Source organism: Ktedonospora formicarum (assembly GCF_016587355.1).
GTDB lineage: Bacteria > Chloroflexota > Ktedonobacteria > Ktedonobacterales > Ktedonobacteraceae > Ktedonobacter > Ktedonobacter formicarum.
Genome location: NZ_BNJF01000003.1, coordinates 1023757 through 1044195, shown reverse-complemented (window position 1 = coordinate 1044195; position 20439 = coordinate 1023757). Strand labels below are relative to the sequence as shown.

18 protein-coding genes and 1 pseudogene are annotated in these 20439 nt (G+C 54.1%); 3 read left to right on the top strand and 16 right to left on the bottom strand.

What is annotated here, in order from left to right:
- Window positions 1-27: 27 nt before the first annotated feature.
- On the top strand, window positions 28-1935 hold the full coding sequence (locus K3T82_RS31275; RefSeq protein WP_220197432.1) for a serine/threonine-protein kinase: 1908 nt from the start codon (window positions 28-30) through the stop codon (window positions 1933-1935).
- An 85-nt stretch (window positions 1936-2020) separates the two neighbouring features.
- Here K3T82_RS31275 and K3T82_RS31270 read toward each other — a convergent pair whose 3' ends face one another.
- Window positions 2021-2635 (bottom strand): zinc-binding dehydrogenase, encoded by a 615-nt coding sequence (locus K3T82_RS31270; RefSeq protein WP_220197431.1) that lies wholly within the window; start codon window positions 2633-2635, stop codon window positions 2021-2023.
- 8 nt (window positions 2636-2643) lie between these two features.
- On the opposite strand from K3T82_RS31270, the gene K3T82_RS31265 reads away from it, so the two are divergent.
- Window positions 2644-3117, top strand: a complete 474-nt coding sequence (locus K3T82_RS31265) for a TetR/AcrR family transcriptional regulator (protein WP_236031652.1) — start codon at window positions 2644-2646, stop codon at window positions 3115-3117.
- A 144-nt stretch (window positions 3118-3261) separates the two neighbouring features.
- On the opposite strand, the gene rhaI is transcribed toward K3T82_RS31265, so the two are convergent.
- Both rhaI and K3T82_RS31255 read right to left on the bottom strand, forming a co-directional pair.
- Window positions 3262-4446, bottom strand: a complete 1185-nt coding sequence (gene rhaI / locus K3T82_RS31260) for an L-rhamnose isomerase (protein ID WP_220197430.1) — start codon at window positions 4444-4446, stop codon at window positions 3262-3264.
- 33 nt (window positions 4447-4479) lie between these two features.
- Window positions 4480-4794: an L-rhamnose mutarotase gene (locus tag K3T82_RS31255; RefSeq protein WP_220197429.1), complete on the bottom strand. Its 315-nt coding sequence runs from the start codon at window positions 4792-4794 to the stop codon at window positions 4480-4482.
- 551 nt (window positions 4795-5345) lie between these two features.
- On the opposite strand from K3T82_RS31255, the gene K3T82_RS31250 reads away from it, so the two are divergent.
- On the top strand, window positions 5346-6131 hold the full coding sequence (locus tag K3T82_RS31250; RefSeq protein ID WP_220197428.1) for an NAD-dependent epimerase/dehydratase family protein: 786 nt from the start codon (window positions 5346-5348) through the stop codon (window positions 6129-6131).
- 138 nt (window positions 6132-6269) lie between these two features.
- Here the strand turns inward: K3T82_RS31250 and K3T82_RS31245 are convergent, their stop codons facing one another.
- The 13 genes and pseudogenes from K3T82_RS31245 to K3T82_RS50230 all read right to left on the bottom strand — a co-directional run bounded on the left by K3T82_RS31245 (window position 6270) and on the right by K3T82_RS50230 (window position 20118).
- On the bottom strand, window positions 6270-6446 hold the full coding sequence (locus K3T82_RS31245) for a hypothetical protein (RefSeq protein WP_220197427.1): 177 nt from the start codon (window positions 6444-6446) through the stop codon (window positions 6270-6272).
- 709 nt (window positions 6447-7155) lie between these two features.
- Window positions 7156-7596 carry a DoxX family protein gene (locus K3T82_RS31240; protein ID WP_220197426.1) on the bottom strand — a complete coding sequence of 147 codons (441 nt, stop codon included), beginning with the start codon at window positions 7594-7596 and terminating at the stop codon, window positions 7156-7158.
- Between the two features lie 60 nt (window positions 7597-7656).
- A complete protein-coding gene (locus K3T82_RS31235; RefSeq protein ID WP_220197425.1) occupies window positions 7657-8064 on the bottom strand; it encodes a hypothetical protein in 408 nt (135 codons plus the stop codon).
- A gap of 368 nt (window positions 8065-8432) precedes the next feature.
- Entirely contained in the window at window positions 8433-9305 is an 873-nt protein-coding gene (locus K3T82_RS31230) for a hypothetical protein (protein WP_220197424.1), read from the bottom strand.
- Window positions 9306-9789: 484 nt separating this feature from the next.
- Window positions 9790-10614, bottom strand: coding sequence for a hypothetical protein (locus K3T82_RS31225; RefSeq protein ID WP_220197423.1), 825 nt, complete (start codon window positions 10612-10614; stop codon window positions 9790-9792).
- Between the two features lie 338 nt (window positions 10615-10952).
- On the bottom strand, window positions 10953-11498 hold the full coding sequence (locus K3T82_RS31220) for a hypothetical protein (RefSeq protein WP_220197422.1): 546 nt from the start codon (window positions 11496-11498) through the stop codon (window positions 10953-10955).
- A gap of 149 nt (window positions 11499-11647) precedes the next feature.
- Window positions 11648-12127: an SRPBCC family protein gene (locus tag K3T82_RS31215; protein WP_220197421.1), complete on the bottom strand. Its 480-nt coding sequence runs from the start codon at window positions 12125-12127 to the stop codon at window positions 11648-11650.
- Between the two features lie 172 nt (window positions 12128-12299).
- Window positions 12300-13463, bottom strand: coding sequence for a site-2 protease family protein (locus K3T82_RS31210; RefSeq protein ID WP_220197420.1), 1164 nt, complete (start codon window positions 13461-13463; stop codon window positions 12300-12302).
- A 180-nt stretch (window positions 13464-13643) separates the two neighbouring features.
- On the bottom strand, window positions 13644-14720 hold the full coding sequence (locus K3T82_RS31205; RefSeq protein WP_220197419.1) for a threonine aldolase family protein: 1077 nt from the start codon (window positions 14718-14720) through the stop codon (window positions 13644-13646).
- 165 nt (window positions 14721-14885) lie between these two features.
- Complete coding sequence (locus tag K3T82_RS31200) at window positions 14886-15377, bottom strand: Lrp/AsnC family transcriptional regulator (protein WP_220197418.1); 492 nt, start codon at window positions 15375-15377, stop codon at window positions 14886-14888.
- Window positions 15378-15467: 90 nt separating this feature from the next.
- On the bottom strand, window positions 15468-16148 hold the full coding sequence (locus tag K3T82_RS31195; protein WP_220197417.1) for an AAA family ATPase: 681 nt from the start codon (window positions 16146-16148) through the stop codon (window positions 15468-15470).
- Window positions 16149-16473: 325 nt separating this feature from the next.
- Window positions 16474-17469 carry a phosphotransferase enzyme family protein gene (locus K3T82_RS31190; RefSeq protein ID WP_220197510.1) on the bottom strand — a complete coding sequence of 332 codons (996 nt, stop codon included), beginning with the start codon at window positions 17467-17469 and terminating at the stop codon, window positions 16474-16476.
- 274 nt (window positions 17470-17743) lie between these two features.
- Window positions 17744-20118, bottom strand: a pseudogene (locus K3T82_RS50230) (phosphoketolase family protein).
- Window positions 20119-20439: the final 321 nt, after the last annotated feature.

Sequence of the window (20439 nt, the reverse complement as noted above, 5' to 3'; positions counted from 1 at the left end):
TGTAGGTCAATCTCAAGGAGGAGAAGCGTGAAAGAGGAAATCACGCAACAGCTCGGGAACTATCGTCTTGTACGTCTGCTCGGCAAAGGCGCGTTTGCTGAGGTCTACTTAGCGGAACATATCAATCGCGGAGCCAGGGTAGCGCTCAAAGCCCTGCGTATGTATTTGCCCGATGAACGAACGCATCTCGTTCGTCAACAAGCCCAGGCGCTTGCTCGTCTCAGTCATCCAAACATTCTAAGCCTGATAGACGCGGGGCTTCAATTCAGGCAACCGTATTTGGTGATGGAGTATGCGCCGGGCGGAACCCTGCGCCAGCGGCACTTTCAGGGTGAGCGACTGGGCATCCCAACGATTCATAATTATGTCAGGCAGATAACACAAGGTCTATATTATGCCCATGAGCATGGGTTGGCGCATGGAAACCTGAAACCCGAAAATATCCTGCTGGATGCGCATGGCAAGCTCGTTGTGAGCGATTTCAGCATTCCTGCACTGACATATGGCGCGCAAACGGGAGCGATAGGCTCCCTCGCATACATGTCGCCTGAACAGATTCGGGGTGAGGTTCACGCCTCCTCAGATCAATATGCGCTGGGTATCCTTATCTATGAGTGGTTATGCGGTGAACTTCCCTTTCAAGGAACCGCCACGGAAATCGCAAAGCAACAAATCTCTTCGCCACCTCCACCAATTCGCGAGAAATTACCCAATCTGCATCCAATGCTGGCGAGAGTCATTCATATGGCACTTGCCAAGGAGGACGCGCTCCGCTTTGAATCCATTCAGGCCTTCTCAGAGGCATTTGAACAGGCTATTATCACACACAATGCTAACTTCACAGGCATGCTAGCAGCCGTCCGCCCACAATCTTCGGCCACTCAACTCGAACAGATGGTTGAGAAACAAGACCCGAAAGAATCACGTAAGAGGTCGAGGCGCGCATTAATCGCCGGGCTGGTGGGATTGGGCGTCTTTGGAGTCGCGGGAACGGGAATTACCTCACTTATCTTCACTCAGCAAAGGTCGCAGGGGCGCGTCCGCCTTACCTATCGGGGGCACAATGCAGGGGTGCTCAGTTTCGCCTGGTCCTCGGATGGCGCGCGTATCATCTCTGGAGGCGAGGATCACACCGCGCAGGTCTGGAATGTCGCCGATGGACGTACAATTTATACCTACCGTGACCAACCAGAATATCTCATCAAATGTACAATATGGTCGCCCGATAACAAGCGGGTAGCCTGTGCTAGCAATGATCAGACTGTTCGCGTCTGGAACGCGGTCGATGGAGACAACCTGTATACTTTTTCGGGGCACTCGGGACCAGTCAATAGTGTCTCCTGGTCGCCCAATGGTGCGCGGATAGCCTCAGCCAGCGATGACCATAGTGTACAGGTCTGGAGCCCTGCTCAAGTTGGAAGTGTCTATTCGTATTTAAAGCACACCCAACCCGTTACCGATATCGCCTGGTCGTCCGACAGCAAACTCATCGCCTCTTGCAGCGCCGACCAGACTGTACGTGTCTGGAATTCTAACAATGGGAATGAGGTAAGTTCCTACAATAAGCACAAGGCTAAGCTATATACTGTTGCCTGGTCGCCCGATGGACAGCGCATCGCTTCCGCCGGGGCGGATCACACAGTTCGTGTTTGGAATGTCGCCGATGGCAAGGATGTAGCTATATATACGGGTCATACCGGTGCCATTTACGATATCGCCTGGTCGCCCGATGGACAGCGTATTGTTTCTGGGAGCGCGGATCACACCGCGCAAATCTGGAATGCCGCTAATGGAACTCTCGACTACATCTACCAGGGCCATTATGGCACTGTCAATAGCGTCGCCTGGTCGCATGATGGCATGTGGATCGCGACTGCTGGCGACGATCACACTGTCCAGATCTGGGACGCGGGTGGGATCTTCCACTTCGGGTAAAGCTCATGGTGGGTTTCATACGAAGGGTGGGTGTGGGAGCGTGGCGCGGCGCAGGCTAAAGCGCCGCGCTACGCTCCTTGCGATCTTAGGGGATGAGCATAACCTTGCCAGTTGTCTGGCGAGCTTCAATGGCGGCATGAGCCTTAGCGGCCTGCGCAAGCGGATAGGTTGGGCCTATAAGAGCCTTTAAGCGCCCGGAGGCTGCTTCAGCCAGAGCGGTTTCGGCATCGATGCGTGCCTCTTCCGGTGGCCTGGCAAAGGCGATGGTTAGGGGGGCAAAGATGGTGACGCCATGCGCGGCTAGTATTCGCGTCTCGATCTTCGTCCAGCTACCAGACGAGAATCCGTAGACACCCAGGCGACCACTATCTCTGGCCGCCGCCTCGAACGCCTGGTATCCAATGCTTCCTCCCACCCCATCCAGCACCAGATCGGCCCCTTTGCCATCCGTGACTTTGTGTATTTGCGCTACCCAATCATCCTCGCTGTAATCGATGGCAAGGTCGGCTCCAAGCTGAGTAATCACTTCAAGCTTCTGCTTGCCATGCGCCGCGCCGATTACCGTTCCCGCGCCTGCGGCTCTGGCCTGTTGAACTAACTGTGAGCCGAGGCTACCTGCGGCAGCCGTAATTAATACCGTGTCGCCGGGGGTAATGCTAGCTGCTTTGATGACGCACGCAGAAATTGCTGCGCGAGGCATTGGTTGACTTGATTGAGGAGCGAGGATTCGAAGCTCTCACCATTGGCGAGATTACACAGCGAGCTATGGTGAGCCGGGCGGCATTCTATCGCAATTATCAGGATAAATATGATCTGGTAGAGCGGATTTTTGAGGAGGAGATGAGCAACCTGCTGAAAGCCGCCGGAGACATGGGGCCAGAGCGACCTCCGCAAGCCTGGGTAAAATTCTTCGAGCATATCGCGGAATATGAGCGATTCTATGGCGCCCTGCTTGGTAGAAGGGGGAGTCCCTGGTTTGTCTTAAAGATGCGCGCGTCCCTGGCTGATATGGTCAAAGAACATGGGCGAGAGCCCTCCCTGATGGGCGTCACGTGTATGCATTTTCCGACGAGTTTGTGCCAGATATGGTATCCACTATGTTTGTTGAAGCCATTACCTGGTGGCTTGAGCAGGGAAGACCTTATACACCCAGAGAGATCGCCACACGTTGCGCACTGCTAGCCTCCGCGCTCTTCAAGGAAGCAAGCACCTGGCAATAATCCCAACGTGACCGAGGATAGCCAGGGATGAAGGACGGCGCAGAGTGGGAGAATCCCTACCCTGCGCCGTATTTCATTCCCGCCGGACTGATCTCAGAATGCAGCCTTACGCGCCGGGATAGCCACTGGCACCGCCTGCGGCCTGGGGGCGCTCGCGGGCAACGCGCTCGGCATAACCACTGGCGCGGAAGGCTCGAATTGGATCGGGATCAAGGCCCATGCTCTCACGTGCTTCGGCGAGCAGGGGGCGCACATCAGTCTCGAAGGCATCGCGTAGCACACGATAGGCCGCGAGGGTGTCACCTGCCGCTTGAGCCTGGGCTAGCGCCGCATAGTTGACCAGGAGCGCGCGAGTATGCGCGGACTGGATATGCAGGATGGATTGGATCATGGCTTCGACCTTGGGCTCAAGGTTATGGGATTGGTCGATCATGTAATCCACGCGGGGAATGACCCCTTCGCGCGCGGCGGCAACCAGTTCGGTGAAGATCAGAAAGAGATCAAAGGGGTTCTGCGAGCCGACAATCAGGTCATCATCGGCGTAGCGCCGGTCATTGAAGTGGAAGCCTCCAAGTTGCTCCTCGTCGATGAGGTAGGAGACAATATGCGCGATATTCGTTCCCTGCGCGTGGTGCCCGGTATCGACAAGGACTTTAGCCTGCGGACCCAGTTGCCGCGCCAGGGTAGAGGCCATGCCCCAGTCGGCGAGATCAGTATGATAGAAGGCTGGTTCAAAGAACTTGTACTCAATCAGCAAGCGCAGATCAGAGCCGAGCGCCGGATAGATCTCGCTCAGCGTCTCGCGCAGGCGACGCTTACGAGCGCGCAGGTTGTCCTGTCCGGGATAGTTCGTGCCATCGGCTAGCCAGAGGCTAATAGTATCGGAGCCGATGGTACGCGCGATTTCAACACATTCCAGTATATGTTCAATCGCCGCTCGCCTCACCGCTGGATCATAGTGGCAGAGGCTCCCAAAGCGGTACTCATCATCCTGAAAAAGATTAGGATTGACGGCCCCGAGGCGCAAGCCAAGGCTCTCGGCATACGCTTTAGCCTCCGACCAGTCGTCCTCCTTATCCCAGGGAATGTGGAGAGCCACACTGGGGCAGATGCCTGTGACCTTCTGCACCATCGCAGCATCCTCTAGCTTCTCGCGCAAATTGCGTGCCGCGCCAGGCCAGTGGAAGACCTTAAAGCGAGTTCCCGAATCACCATATCCCCATGAGGGCGTCTCGACTCTGAAACTCCGTATCTCCTCCAGAACCATGTCTTTGTCAAAATATGTGTTCATGATGGTTTCTCCTTACTCCTACGGAAGAATGCTTTAATCGAGGTGAAAGACCTCTTCGAGAGGCTCTGGAAGACCCGTCTCGCCTTGAACTTCGCGGATCAAAATATCGCTCATATATGCCTGCCAGCGTTTGTCGGCCTCGCTGCGCGCCATTTCCGCCTGGAAGCGCTGCGAGTCCTCGATCTCCATGTAGGCAAAGAGATCCTCTCCACGCAGATAAATGGAGTAGTTATGGCATCCGGCCCGCTTGAGATCAGCAAGCAACTCAGGCCAGACACGCTGATGCCGCGCGCGATATTCCGCTTCCGTTCCCGGTTTGATCTTCATCAAGAAGGTTACTCGCTCCATGATGTCTCCCCGCTTTCCGTTGTCATGAGAGGGGATGTCGTGTAATACCACATCCCTGTAGTTTGAACACGCTCCATTGAAGCGTTTCAATGGAATGAAGTGTAAGCAATGCATTGGAAGCTTGTCAAGTGAGGCTGATACGGAGGGCAGGGCCAGCGCTGGTCAAGCTCAATATCAGCATCCGCACTTGATCTAGCGCACTCGCATGATTTGATACGCGCCGAAGCACTTCACGATAATGAAGGAAATAAATACGTGAATGCGCTTCTAGAGCGCGATGACAGCCATTGTGTGAGTGGCATATATCGCGCTAACGATCCTCTCGTTCTGGTGGCGATGTGACACTTTAAGTAGAGGGGCTACGTTATCATGCGCAATTTAGCTCTGGTGAGCATATCCGATTTGAGGGCTAAGCCCTCGCTGAAGCGGCATTTCCTCTCCATACCATGCAAACACTTGTGCAAGTGCGTTCATTGTGAGAGACTAAGGCGAATGAACTATAGAACAAGTGAATAGCATCTCATTTTCTTTGATGAAAGGATATCACGCGCATGAATGAGCAAAAAGCCAGGCGCATCTTATTGACGGGCGCGGCGGGTGGGATCGGATCGGCCTTCTTTCGCTCCGCTTCGGAGCACTATACGTTTCGCCTGGCGGACAAGAACGCCGCTCCCTTGAAGGAGTTAGCGCAGGGGGGACATGAAGTCGTTGAACTCGATATCACCGACCCGGAAGCATGCCAGCAAGCATGCCAGGGAATAGATGTTGTAATTCATCTCGCGGCGGACCCCGATCCCAAAGCCGACTTCTATCAGTCACTTCTCCCCAACAACATCCAGGGAACATACAATATCTTCCGCGCCGCCAAAGACCAGGGGTGCCAGCGGATCATCTCAGCCAGTAGCGTCCAGGTCTTCATGGGCTATCCCGACGATTTCCAGGCCCATTGGGATACCCCCTTCCGCCCGGCGAACATGTATGGGGTTTCCAAGTGCTTCGGTGAGGCTGTAGCTACCTATTTCGCGCACACAGAGGGGCTATCAAGTATCGCAGTCCGTATCGGTGCCTACGATAAGCGGAGCGAAGGCTCCAACCAGTCGAGCGTCTACCCTGACCCACGCAACCTCTCCGGCTACGTAAGCGCGCGCGACCTGAACCACCTGCTCATGTGCTGCATCGAGGTCGCCAATATCCAGCACGCCGTCGTGCATGGTATCTCAGACAATCTCTTCAAATGTGTGGACCTGACCAATACCCGCGCCCTGGTCGGATACGAACCACAGGACGACTCCTTCCAGATCTTCCGCGAGAACCTACCCCTCTGGTTACGCCTCTAATCCCTACCACTCTCAATGTATGAATCAGCACATCCTCAGGAGAGAAGAGGGCATAAAACACGGATCGGAGGCGGAGAGGATAGCCCTCTCCACCCCCGATCACTGTGTGTTCAGAATCGCGTTGTTAGCTGGAACGGGTTAGCGCTCCTTGGTGCAATCGGAGTTGGTGCACACTCCACCCGAGGTGAGTTCGTTGCCGCAGCGGGTGCAGTACCGCTTCTCTTCCGGCTTCTCCTCGTTGCGCTTGTCGTTCGCGCTACGGTGCTGCGCGAACACCGCGACAAGCGCGATGATCGTAGCTAACGTCCTGAACATGTCAATCCCTTCACAAATTGTTTAGCAATGGCGCACTTACATAGGAACTGAGAATACCTGCTCCACAATGGTGGCAAGCATTCCCACTGGCGTTGTGGGTGGAAACCTAACAACTGCTCAAAAGAGAGGCGGTGCTAAGGTTCCGGCCCCTTCGGCATCCCAGTCATGCAACATGACCTTCCGTGAATAGGGATAAAAGCGACCGAGTTCTCCGCCCCACAGGGGAAACGGACCAGGACGATCAGGCCTGGGGTCAAAGGGGAATGATCACTCTCCAAATGAGCAGAGAGGATTTATTACCATCGCGCGAGAGGAGCATGTATCCTCCAACCGCGCGTGAAGCAGCAAGGTTTAGAGTCTACAAGACCAGCGCTGTATAGCAAGAGCAGCATTCCCGATTCTGCTCGAAAACTCTGTGTAACATCCCTCAGCAATCCCAAAGGAGTGAGGTGAAGTGGTTACGAAACGAACCAGAACAGAGTGTAAAATCTTATTTAGTATAGAGGATATGAGAAAAGAAGATAAGATATAATTAGGGTCAATTTTGCGAAAAATGTGTGAATATTGGAATGGGGTATTTAGGAATAAAAACGTGTGAAAGAGCAAGTAGTCGGTAAAAAAAAGTGTTGAATTTTCCGGCCTGTGGAACAAGCCCTACAGCGGTATAGCGCAGGCTCAAACTCTGCACCATGCCGCTGTAGACGAGGCATCAGGCAAAGGCCACCCAGAGGCAGAGCCCGATGTAGATTATCTGCATAAACAGACGCAACCAGAATGGCGTTGGCGGCTTCCCACGTAGGGGGATTTGCTTACGAGAGGCATTGAGGTTGGCTGGATACATCGCGATCAGCAGCAGTGCCAGACAGATGCCAGCCGCCATGCGGGTCATTGGTAAGAGCAGACCCACAGCTCCCAGAACCTCCAGCACACCCGTCACATACACAATAGCCAGAGGATTGGGTAGCCAATCCGGCACCATATTCACCAGATCCTTTTTCATTGACGCGAAGTGCGAAGCCGCGACAAAAATGAAGAAGAGTGCCAGGGCATAGGTAGCGGCACCTGACCAGCTCGCCAGCGCGGCAACCCCCAGCAGCCCAATTCCACGGAACGCCAACCATGAGACAAGCAAGAGTATAAAGGGGAACATAACCTTTAGATCCTTCCAGTGAATATCATCTATATACAAGAAGAGCTTCGATATAGTGTCTTAGACATGGACCGCGATCAAGCCGTAGATCAGCGCTACAAAGGCCACAGCCAGCAGCAGCGCCCCCAGAATCGTTACCATATGACCCGCCGAGAGACGTCCCTCTCTCTTCGCTGCCAGATGCAGGAAGAAGCCCCCGGACTGTGCCAGAATACCCAGCAGCAGCACAACACACACAACCATCTTCACCGTCTCGTCAAAGGCTACCCGGTCGAGATACATGTAGTACAGCAGCGAGACCGCCAGCAAAACGCCCGCATGCGCATGCCCGGCCCGGAACGTCCCCTTGCGCTCAGGCGTTAGCCAGGCAACTCTCTTCGCCAGCAAGCGTAACAGCGAATAGCCTCCAAACATCACCGTCAACAACAAAATCCATGAGATGACCGCGAACAAATCCGTAGTATGCATAATCCTTCTCCTTCTATTCCCAAGCATCGTTCAATTTCCGAACGATGTTCAGTAAATCGCATGCACTTATAACGACAGACGTATAATGAAAAGAAAATCCGAACATCGTTTGAATTCCAAACACTGTTCGGAAAGAGTATACACCATGCATTGCTAAAAAAGCAAGGGGGTAAATAGAAGGGCATTGAAGAATAGAGGAAGGGTTAAAAACAAAGCGCGAGGGAGCGCCACCCGCAGGCGACGCCCCCTCTTGCTTGTTCCATCCCACCCATGTGAAGCGGTGGGCTGAGGGAAGCGCCGCCCGAAGGCGGCCCTCCCCCCTTGTATGTCCTTCATCCGCCCGTACGAAGCGGCGGATCACGCGGCGGTCAGTTGCCCTTCTTCCTCTGGATCAGGCCCCCGATGAACAGGGCGAGACCGAGGGTGCTGGTGACGAATTTGCCGAAGGAACCCGGCATCCAGTCCGTGATCCCCGCGATGAGAAGCATGGGCACGGGTGCGAACAACAGGTGCATCCCCATCATCTTCAGCGTTCCCAGGATCTTCTCCTTCGGGCCATTTCCCTCGACCGAAAGAGCCGAGAAGATGATCCACATGAAGAAGAAACCCATCCCAGCAGGGACCAGCATGATACTGGTCGCGCTGAAGTGGTGCTGCAGGTCGCTCAGGGACTTGAAATACGCAGCCCCCTTGCTGGTCACGCCGCTGATGACGTACCCTGCCTCCCACGAACCCGCGAAGATGAAGAGCCCGTTCGAGAGGCTCGTCGCCCCTTCGGACATCACGTACAGCAGGAAGGCGACTCCCACACACAGGGACGGACCGAGAAGGTGCACGAACCAGCCCGCCTGATCCTCGATGAACTGCACCGAGAGGCCAAGGCTCAAGGCGAGATGCACCGCGCCCATCATCAGCGTCCCCTGGATCTTCTCCTTCCGGGTCGACGCTCCCCACTCCACGGCAGCCATGTACGAGAAGGCCACCAGGAGCAGGAACAGCGACAACTGCGGGATGGCGATGATGACGTTCGCCACCCACCCCCAGAAGCCCTGGCCGCTGGAGCTGGCCATCTTGCCTGCCGGGTGGAAGTACCCGTCGCCCATCCTCTGCAGGTTGACGACCAGGAACCCCGCGACCCAGGTGCCGAGGACGACGTCCACCAGCATCTTAATGCTGAGCAGCTTTTTCACCAGGTGCCCTTTCCACTCGGGATACTCGGCTTCCTGCCGAGCAATATGCACTCTCTCCTACCAAGGAAAAAGTACATACCGCACTACAGGGAGATACCCTGAGCAAAGAGGATTTCTGGCTTGGTGCGATGGAACAAACATTGCTAAAGGCTGCGATCCCGGTCAGACTACAACCAGACGAAACCAGGGAGCTTAACCTGATCCCTCAAAACCTCTAGCACTCCCAACAACTACGATCTAGCCATCAGGAGATATAAATTGATGATTATAAGATAACATGCTAATACGGCAAACACAAGGGGTAAATAGGCCGCTTGTTCTTTCACATTTTGCTGGCATATAAACTTCTCACCCCTCTGGTAATGAAAAACTAACACTTTTGGGAAAGTATGCCCTATGCCATATGAAAAAACAGGGGAAAGTAGAAAGCTCTTGCAGAGTGGTGTAAGGAGCAAAAACGTAAAGCTTGGGGGCGCCACCAGCTGGTGACGCCCCCTTCTTGCTAGTTCCATCTTACAGGTGTGGGTAGTACTGGTCAGCCGTTACGGCGCTTGACTTCAGCCCAGACGAACAGCGCGAAGGCGAGAGAGGCGTTAATGAAGTCGCCAATGCCGCCCGGCAGCCAGTCCGTGAGCTTGGTCATAAGGAACGCGGGGACTGTTGAGAACATCAGGTGCATTCCCATCATTCCCAGCGTGCCCTTCACCTTGTCCATCCTGGTACCACTGCTCTCGACGGAACGCATCGAGAAGATGATGAACATGATGAAGGTACCCATCCCAGCAGCGGCCAACGTGATCCGCGCGAGGATGCTCCCACCGTCAGTCAGTGAGCTCAGGGGTTGGAAGTAACCGGCCCCGTGTGCCTTCAAAGCAAGGACTACAAACCCAGCCTCCCACGCTCCACCGAAGATGTTGAGCGCATTGGGGGAAAGACTAAGTAGCCCTTGCGACGAGAGGTACAGCAGGAACGCGATGCCCACGCCCAGAAGAGGACCGAAGAAATTCACGGCCCAATCGGGGAGAAGCGCGATGTACCGGCCAGTCACCATCCCGCTGAGCGCGAGGTGAGCCAGAATCATCAGCAACGTGGCACCAACCCTGTCCTTCCACGAGTTGGCCCCCTCCGTCGTCATGAAGGAGAAGGCCACCAGGAGAAGGAACAACGACAGCGCGGGAATCAGGAGCATGACCCTTGCGAGCCACGCCCAGAAACCTCCACTGAAGTCGAACACACCGCCTAGTGGGGCGAGGTATTTGTCGCCCTGCTGCTGCACAGCAGCGACGAAGAACCCCGCGATCCAGATGCCGGCAAAGATGTTGATTGCCAGCCTCGGGATCCTGTCAACGAAATTACCCACGGTCGCGCCCTTCCTCTCTGGACCCTCGACTTCCTGCCGAGGGATACACGCTGATGCCGTAGAATCAGCGTGTATTGCCCGTCAGGTAGTGATATCCTGAGCGAAAGGAGGCGCTTGTTTTGTGCGATGAAACTATGTTGCTAAAGGCTGCGATCCCGGTCAGACTACAACCAGGCAAGGGAGCTAACCTGATCCATCAAAGCCTCTAGCGCTCCTGACAACCACGGTGTAATTATCAGAAGACACAAAGTGATATCTTAAGATTACATGTGTATAAAACATATTACAAGGGGGAAATAGGCCAATTGTTCTTTTCACGTCTAACTGATATGTGAACTTCACACTATCCCCGGTCGGGAACGACGCAGACTGCCCACTAAGCCCAATATACCCGCGATTAAAGCGAGTAGCCCTCCAACCATACAAACCCACCAGCCAGGGCCAACGAGCGACCCAAAGAGTGGATTGGGGGTGAACATTGATTTCAATGTTCCTGGTGCCAGCACGAAAAATTCATCCAGCGTCAGCAACGTCGCAATGATTAATATAACTGATAGGATGCTACAGAAAATAGGCAAGATGGGCGTGGGCCGACGTCGCAATATCCAAACTAATGCTAGCATCGCAATGATCAAAGAGATAATGGGTATGGCCCACATTGACCCATAGCTTACGATGAACGCTCCAAAGGTGCCATCGTACTTCAGGTCGGGAATCTGCATATATCTTGTCAGGCGTGTACCATCCAGCAGTAGGAGCCCAGGCGCGGTATCCATACGAAAATAGAAAGGGTTCATGGCAAAGGGGAGAAGCAGAAAACAAATAAGCGCGGCCAATCCTCCCAACATTACGAGCAGCGCGTTGATACGAATAGATGAGTTCATGGTAAATCCCAGGGCGGGCATGCTTCATTAGAAGGAAGCACGCCGTCTCTCCTTTCGCTTCTACAGAGACGCATATCAATATAAGTTTAGCGCTTTGATCCAATTATGCCATACTCTGTAGTATATTGCGATGCCCTGCGTTTTTGCTTCTAACGCTGGTTTATTACAATGCCAGTGCTCACAAGTTTGTTTAGGTTTTGAAGTTCCTCGTTGTAGACGCGGCGCATGATGCTGGGTGCCATAAGTGCTTCGAATACGCCCATGAGACCTGCGTGTGCCTCCCAGTCGGTGGTGATGGTGAAACGGGTCCGCTGTCCATCCTCGTAGGGCTCACTGCGGAAGGTGGTGACAAGGGGGCGATCCAGGTCGGTCTCGACAAGCAGGCGTCCGGGTTCAGTTTTGTTCACACGCATACGCATCTTCTGCTCGCTGCCACCCATGCTCGCGGTCACGCTAAAGACAGTTCCCAGCCCCTGCCCCCCTTCCTCTATGACCAGTGATTTAAAGTTTTTTGGTGGCAGGATGGCTGGATGCCCCTTCTCGGTATCCAGATAATTGGAGATGATGCCGTACACCACCTCTGGTGTCGCGTCAATGATGGCTGATGCCTCACAATGTAAGCGTTTCATGGTTGTATCCTCTCTTCTCATATAGTTTTAAAGTTCTCTTTGAAGAGAGTATAGCCTGGAGAATGCACAGATTAGCCGTGCATTCTCCAGGTTAGAATATTATCGTAAGGGGTTAAAGGAGGGGACGGCGTAGGGCTTCAGCCTACGCCGTGCCACTTCCGCGAGATGCTCTTTACGCTTCCGCGCGCTGGGTCTGGTCTGGTTCGGGGGGGCGATTGAGGCCGAGGCTACGGCGAACCTCAAGGGCTCTTAGAACGGTGTCACGGCTGAGGATGCCTAGCAGGTGCCCATTCTCGACCACTGGTAACTGATTGATGTTATGGCTGGTCAACAGAGTGACGACATCGCGCAAGCTCTGATTGGGTGTGACGACTTGGAGTTGTGAGACGGGCTTCATGACGAAGCCTACGGGGGTTGTAGCCCACTTCTCGCGCGGGATATGACGTATATCGCTCAGGGTAATTAGTCCCGCGAACTGCTCGCCCTGGGTAATCATCGCCGAGCGTAAACCCTGGGGCAGGATGTAGTCATCGATGAGCTTTTGTAGCGAGATGTTGGCTGGTATGAGGATGATATTGCGACTCATGACCTGCTCAACGGTTGTATGGCTGAAGGTCTCCTCATAGGTGCTTTGATAGCGTGCGCCCTGGGCCGCGCTCAACATGAACCAGCCAATGAAGGCGATCCAGATTCCCCCAAAGCCGTTGCCACTGAAGAAGAGGAAGATTCCCCAGAGGATAAAGCTGAAGGCGACGATCTGGCCGACGGTCGCGGCAATACTTGTCGCGCGGTTGATGTTGCCCGTAAAGCGCCAGATGATAGCGCGCAGGATGCGTCCGCCATCCAGTGGATAGCCGGGAATGAGGTTGAATATACCAAGCAGCAGATTGGTCGCGCCCAGGTAGAGGAGGATTGCCGCCAGTGGATTGTTCGCCTGGTGTGTTATAAGGTACCAGAGCGCGTAGCAAATGCCACCTATGACAAAGCTCATTAGTGGCCCAACGACCGCGATCATAAAGTCCGCCCCAGGACTACGCGGCTCACGCTCGATGTTTGAGACTCCACCGAAGATGAAGAGCGTGATGTCCTTCACTGGTATTCCCCGCGCGCGCGCCATCAGCGAGTGCGCCAGTTCATGCAGAAGTACCGAGGCGAAGAGCAGAATTGAGGAGATCAGGCCCAGCAGGAAGTATGTTCCACTGCTATAGCCAGGAAAGGCTCTGGGGAACCAGCCAGCCGCGAGCGATACAGTCAGTAAGAGCAGAATGATAATCCAGCTTAGATTAATGCGAATATCGATACCAGCGAGCGTAAAGACGCGAAACGAGCCAGGCATAGCCTTCCTCCTTCATAACACGCGTGCGATCTTCCCTACTACTCTGAGCACGCATACTCTGCCTGGATCGTTTCTTATTCGTTTTTTTGCTTTAGCAGCGGCACCAGGCCCCACGGCACCACGGAACCGAGGGGGATATGTAGCCGCGTCGCTTTAGCAGCGGCATCCTACCAATAATGTTTAGCCCACGGCCTGAAGGGAGGCGGAGCGCACGATCTGTTCTGTGGCTCGCAGGGCGGTGGTGATATCTTCGCGTGTGATGCCCAGATGTGTGATACCACGAATGATGGCAGGCCCCATAAGGCTAAACTGGCTGAAACGCACTCCATGCTCACGGATCATCTGGCGCGCGAACTGCTCCCCACTTAGGCCCGTCTCCGCCACGTCAAAGATCACGATGTTCGTCTCAACCTCGTTGGGATTGACACGCACGCCCGGCAATTGCGCCAGACCCTGAGCCAGCAATTTCGCGTTTTCGTGGTCCTCCGCCATCCGCTCTACATGATGCTCCAGGGCATAGATACCAGCCGCCGCGATGATGCCAGCCTGGCGCATGGAGCCACCCAGGAGTTGTTTATAGCGCCACGCCTCGCGGATAAAGCTCTCGGAACCCGCAAGGACGCCCCCAACCGGCGCGCCCAGCCCCTTACTCAGGTCGAGCCAGAGGCTATCGAAGCTACGTGCGTACTCCCGCGCCGGAATGCCCGTGGCGACGACCGCGTTCAAGAGGCGCGCGCCATCCATATGTGTTGCCAGCCCATTGCTATGCGCGACGTCGCAGACTTCGCGAATGGTCTCCAGGGGCCAGCAACGACCGCCGCCAAGGTTCGCCGTCTGCTCTATCGAGATAAGCTTGCTTCGAGGCTGGTAGCGGCTGCGAGTGTGCAGGGCTTCACGAACCTGCTCGGCTGTGAAGATACCATGATCTCCGTCCACAGGCTGCACCAGGATGCCGCGAAGGGTCGTTGGACCGCCGCCCTCAAAGTGCAGGGGATGCGCGGTCCGATCCATAATTATCTCGTCGCCGGGTTGGCAATGGACGGCGTACGCGGCCTGATTACACATGGTGCCAGAGGGGAGAAAGAGCGCGGCCTCTTTCCCAAGCAGTTCGGCGACCATTTCTTGCAAGCGATTGACCGTTGGGTCCTCGCCAAGTTGCTCATCGCCCACTTCGGCGTCGCACATATAGCGGCGCATAGCCAGAGTTGGTTTGGTGACTGTATCGCTATAAAGATCTATGGTAATGCTATCCGTCATAAATAAATGTATTTTCTCCTGTAGCAGTGTAAGAAGTCAGCCACTTCTCGCCATCGCAGATGGCGGTCAAGGGGGTGGGCAAGTTTGCCATAAGCAAACTCGCCCACCCCTTGAACCTGCGAAGCGCTTGAGCACTGAGGGCCCATGAAACGCTGGAAAGCTTTCCTACTCCAGAGGTAGAGTCGTCGTGAACTTGACCTCTGAGAGTACGAGACTGGTATGAATGTGGGACATGCCAGGAATGGGCATCAACTTCGTCATCACAAACTGCTCGATATCTTTGTGATTGCGAAAGGCGACCTTTAACAAATAATCATAATCGCCCGTCAGGTGATGGCATTCCAGCACCTCTGGCAGGGCCAGAATAGCCGCGCGAAACTTTTCCACCATCTGATACTGATGCACTTGCAGGCTAATCAGCACAAAGCAAACAAGGTCATAGCCTGCCTTCTCCCGATCCAGAAGAGCCGTGTACTTCTGGATATATCCTCGCTGTTCCAGGCTGCGTATGCGCGCGTGGGTAGCGGGTGGAGAGAGATTGACTTTCCTGGCAATCTCCACGTTTGATAACCTGCCATCGTCCTGCAAGAGCCTTAGAAGCTCCTTGTCGATCTCGTCCAGGCCACCAGGCGATCCATTGCGTTTATCTTGTACCATATGGCATACTCCTGTCAACAAATATTTGGTAGTATGCCATAAACGCCGAAGAAAAGAAAGCTACGGAGACGAATAACCATGTATTCTTCGTCAGGCAGACTGCTGACCTTCACACTCGATAATATAGGAGGTCGCATCCGCAAGAGGGAAGTCTTTATCGGACGGCGACACCGATTGCAGCCTGAGTTGTAGAGGGGGAGCGCTATACTTGCTCGGTAGGCGAAGGAGAAAGCGCTGCTCTGAGCTCTGCTCAAGAGGTATAAGCTGCACTATATTATCGTATGTGCCACTTGTTGATGTCAGCAAGACGGTCGTGCCAAATTGCTGCCAGAGACGATAGGCCAGGACGCGTGCCTTACGCTCATCAGTGGTGAGCACATCCAGTACAATCAGCGAAGGAGTCTCGGGAAGGGCCGCGATCTCCTCGGTTAGCTGCTCAGTCGCGATAAAATAATTGTCGTCAGAAAGTGTGCCGAGCTCATAGAAAGAAATGGGGGTCTGAGAGACAGGCAAGTCGATTTCGGATTCATAGGTTGTGTACCATGCTCGCGCTCTGCCCCCCAGGCCTTGTAGCTTTTCGGAGGAGCAGTATGCGACCGAACCGGAACCTACATGATGTCCAAACCAGGGCTTGCCCGTTGCATGGCAGAAAGCCCAGTCTAATAGCAACAGTGACCTGCCAACACAGGAAGGACTCTGCACAATTAAGAGTTCGCCTTTCGGAAGGATATGCTCTATGAGCCAGGTCAAATCAGGTGTACTGTTTTCCATAGTATGCCCTCGTTGCTGTCGAGTGTATCGTTACACCCCGTTAAGAACGCCGTGTGCTGGCTCTCGCCAGAGAGAGCCAGTGGATATGCTCTCCCTCTATTATTCATTACATTCCCTCTATAAGTCAAAGGGTTGCATAATAGATTGAGCTAAAGTAGTTAAAATAGATATCTGCGGCTCTACCCTCTAGAGAATCACGCGCGCGACCAGAGCCCTGAGCACAGATTTGCATGCATAGCATAAAGCCAAATAATACATACAAGGTTCGCTTGGACCCTGTATGTATTATTTGGCTTTATCTGGAGAGAAGATGAGAGAGATGAGGTTAGATGGTGAGGCGTGCGCTTGCCTCGGAGGCTGCGCGAAGATTATTTGCGTCCGGTTTTAGGGAGTCATGAAATGTCTGCGTGACCTGTGCCCTGGTTTCTTCGGTCCAATCGTCTCGAAAACACACATTTTGGGCCAAATAGATCACATCTTGCGTGACCCGTTCCCAGAGATAGTAGGTGAGGAGGCTCCAATCTATTTCGGCGTTGGCGTACCCTTGAAAAAAAGCGCCAGCGTGTGGCTCTCTGATAAAGATAAAATCACGTTCTTTAGGGGCGAGCATCACTTCATCCCAATCGATGACAAACACAAGACCCGCTTGATCACGAATCAGATTTCTCGCGTGCAGGTCGGCATGACAGATGACGTAAGGGAAGGTTTGCGCCTGGAGTGTCTCTGCCAGTGTTTCTAGCATACTCACAGCCGTATGAATCGTGGGCAGGTGGTACTTCCAGGAGGTGCGAAATGCGCGCTGCGCGGCACTTGCGCCGTTGGTTTCCTCTAAGTGTTGCGTCTCAAAGGTGCGTATCCATTGGAGATACTCCGTTGGATCAAAGCGCTCCCTGCGTAGCGACTCAAACCCCACAGCGGGTAGGCTTATCTGGTGAATGTGCCGGAAGATGCTTCCTACCTCCGTCCACTGGGTATTCGTCATCCCTGTTAAGCTGCACTCCCCGCTGATCCAGGGGTAGAGGAGCACTGTCCAGTCCCCAAGCTTCGTCCACAGAGCGCCATTCCTGGTTGGAAGAGGAGCCACGACAGACTTGATTCCCTGATCTTTTAGATACGCTGGAACCAGACAACATGGTTCATAGAGTAAGCGAGTGGTTACTTTGAGCAAATACGCCTCTCCCTGCGCGCTCACTACTTGATATACGCCTGCGTTATAATCATGTCCCAGAGGAAGAAATTCAAAACGCGTCGATGTCAAATCATATTGATCCTGCACACAGGCTCGCAGGTCTTTCTCTACTATGCCAGGTAATTCACGCATCACACCTTCTTGTCTCCTGCTCTCTTTTCACATTTTACGGCTCGACTGAATGCTGCCCTTGCCCACTCACAGGTGGTTTTTCCCTCATGGTCACTCAATGTGAGAAGTATACCAGACGGATAGCAGCCCCTTCATATCTGCGGTATAGTATTCACCCTTTTTGTTTATTATGGATGAGTGAGTATAAGTGGGGATAGTATAGCATCAGTGTCAGGGGATGGCGCGAAATTTCAGGCACCCCTGACTCTGATGTACGCATTCGATATGCTTACCCTTAGTCGGTCCAGACCCAATCACGAATCTCTGGCATATCTTCGAGGTGGCTACGAACATAAGCATGGTGCTTGGAGAGTTGATCGTTGCACTCCTGTATGAGTGGCGCGGCAAGCGAGCGAACACGCGGCGAGCGGCGCAGGGCCTCGATACACAGGTGGTAACGACTCATAGAGTTGAGAACCACCATATCGAAGGGAGTGGTGGTCGTGCCCTCCTCGTTGAAGCCGCGCACATGGAAGCGTGGGGCATTGGCGCGCCCGTGGATGATTTCGTGAATGGCGCGGGGGTAGCCGTGGAAGGCGAAGACAACCGGCTTATCGGCGGTGAAATGCGCCTCGAAGGTCGCTTCGTCCATGCCATGTGGGTGTAGATAGGGCGGATAGAGTGTCATGAGGTCAACGACGTTGACGACGCGCACTTTTAGTTCGGGGATGTGCTGGCGCAACCACCACGCCGCCGCTACTGTCTCCAATGTTGGAATGTCGCCTGCGCAAGCCAGCACCACATCAGGCTCAACATTTTTAGCATTGCTGGCCCAATGCCATGTTGAGAAGCCGCGCGTGCAGTGGTCGATGGCATCCTGCATGTTGAGCCATTGCAACTGCGGTTGCTTATCAATGACGATCAGGTTGACATAGTTGCGACTGCGCAGACAGTGGTCTCCGACCGAGAGCAGGCAGTTAGCATCAGGTGGCAGGTAGATGCGCGCGACATTGCCCTTCTTCGAGAGCACGGTATCGATCAGGCCGGGACCCTGATGGCTGAAGCCATTGTGGTCATTGCGCCAGCAAGTCGAGGTGAGCAGAATATTGAGCGAGGCGATATCCTGACGCCAGGGGAGCTTGACGCCCTCTTCGAGCCACTTGGTATGCTGCGTCGTCATTGAGGCCGACACCATCGCGAACGCCTCATAGGTCGCGAAGATGCCATGCCGCCCGGTCAGCAAATAGCCTTCTAGCCAGCCCTGACAGAGATGCTCGCTCAGGACCTCCATGACGCGACCATCGGGCGCGAGATTGTCGTCATCGCTGATAATCGGTTCCACAAAGCGGCGGTTCTCGACCTCGAAGATGTTCCCCAGGCGGTTCGAGTTGGTCTCGTCGGGACAGAATAGCAGGAAGTTGCGCTCCTCCTTATTGTTGGTGAAGATATCACGCATCCACTTGCCTAGCTGACGCGTTGACTCATGATGCTCGGTGGCAGGCTTCTTCACATCAATGGCGTAATCGACGAAGGGGGGAAGATTCAGGTCTTTGAGTAGATAGCCCCCATTGGCATGAGGATTGGCTCCCATGCGCCGCTCGCCTTCGGGGCCAGTTGAGCCAGTTCTGATATGAGTTTGCCCTGTTCATCAAAGAGCTTCTCCGGGTGATAGCTACGCATCCAGTCTTCCAGTATGCGCAGGTGCTCGGCGTTCCCCTTCACATCGGCTACGGGTACCTGATGAGCACGGTATGTCCCCTCGATGCGCTTACCATCAACCACTTTGGGGCCTGTCCACCCCTTGGGCGTGCGCAGAATGATCGCGGGCCATGGGGGCACCGTCGCGGTACCGCCTGAGCGTGCCTGCTCCTGATATGAGCGGATTTTATCATGGCAGGTATCGAGCAGATCGGCGAAGGCCTGATGCATCTGCATTGGATCGTTGCCTTCTAGAAAGTGGACATCATAGCCATAGCCCGTAATCTGGTTGCGGATCTGTTCATCCCGCTCGCGACCCAGGACGGTAGGACCCGAAATTTTGTAACCGTTGAGGTGTAGGATTGGCAGGACCGCGCCATCGCGCGCGGCATTGAGGAACTTGATACTCTTCCAGGCTCCCTCAAGCGGAGCGGTCTCGGCTTCGCCATCGCCCACGACAGCTATCGCGAGCAGGTCAGGATTATCAAAGACAGCGCCAAAGGCATGAGATAGCACATAGCCAAGCTCGCCGCCCTCATGAATGGAGCCGGGTGTTGGTACGCTCACATGACTGGGGACGCCACCCGGAGTTGAGAACTGGCGGAAGAGACGCCGCATCCCTTCGCTATCCTGCGAAACCTGCGGATAGATCTCGGAATAGGTACCCTCAAGGTAGACATTCGCTAAGAGCGCGGGTCCCCCATGTCCAGGTCCCGCGAGATAGATAGCATTGACGTCGCGCTCCTTAATCAAGCGATTTGCATGCACATAGATAAAGCTCAGTCCGGGTGAGGTTCCCCAGTGCCCCAGTAGGCGCGGCTTAATATGTTCTGGACGCAGCGGCTCGCGCAACAAAGGATTCTCTTGTAGATAAATCTGCCCTATTGTCAGGTAATTTGCCGCGTCCCAATAACGATCCATTAGTTCTAGCTGAGACTGACGTGTTCCCGTAGAGGTGACTTTTTGAGCCATTACACTCTCCTTACAACGAAATCACTCGACTCTTCCTGCTACTGATTATACACGTTTAAGAGGTACCATAATGTCTCACCTGAAAGCGAAGCCCAAGCTCTGTACGTATTTAATACGGGTGAGCTTGTACTGTTGAGCCTTGAAGCTCATTGGAAGCCCTATAACGGGCATTCAGTATTTACGGCATAAAAAGTAATCACAACAAAATTCGATATGCAAAACAAATATGGATGCAATGTATACAATTGTTCGTGCAATTGTTTTGAATATAAAAGAACATGGCCTATTGACTTACTAATGAATTGTGGTATAAGTATAGTT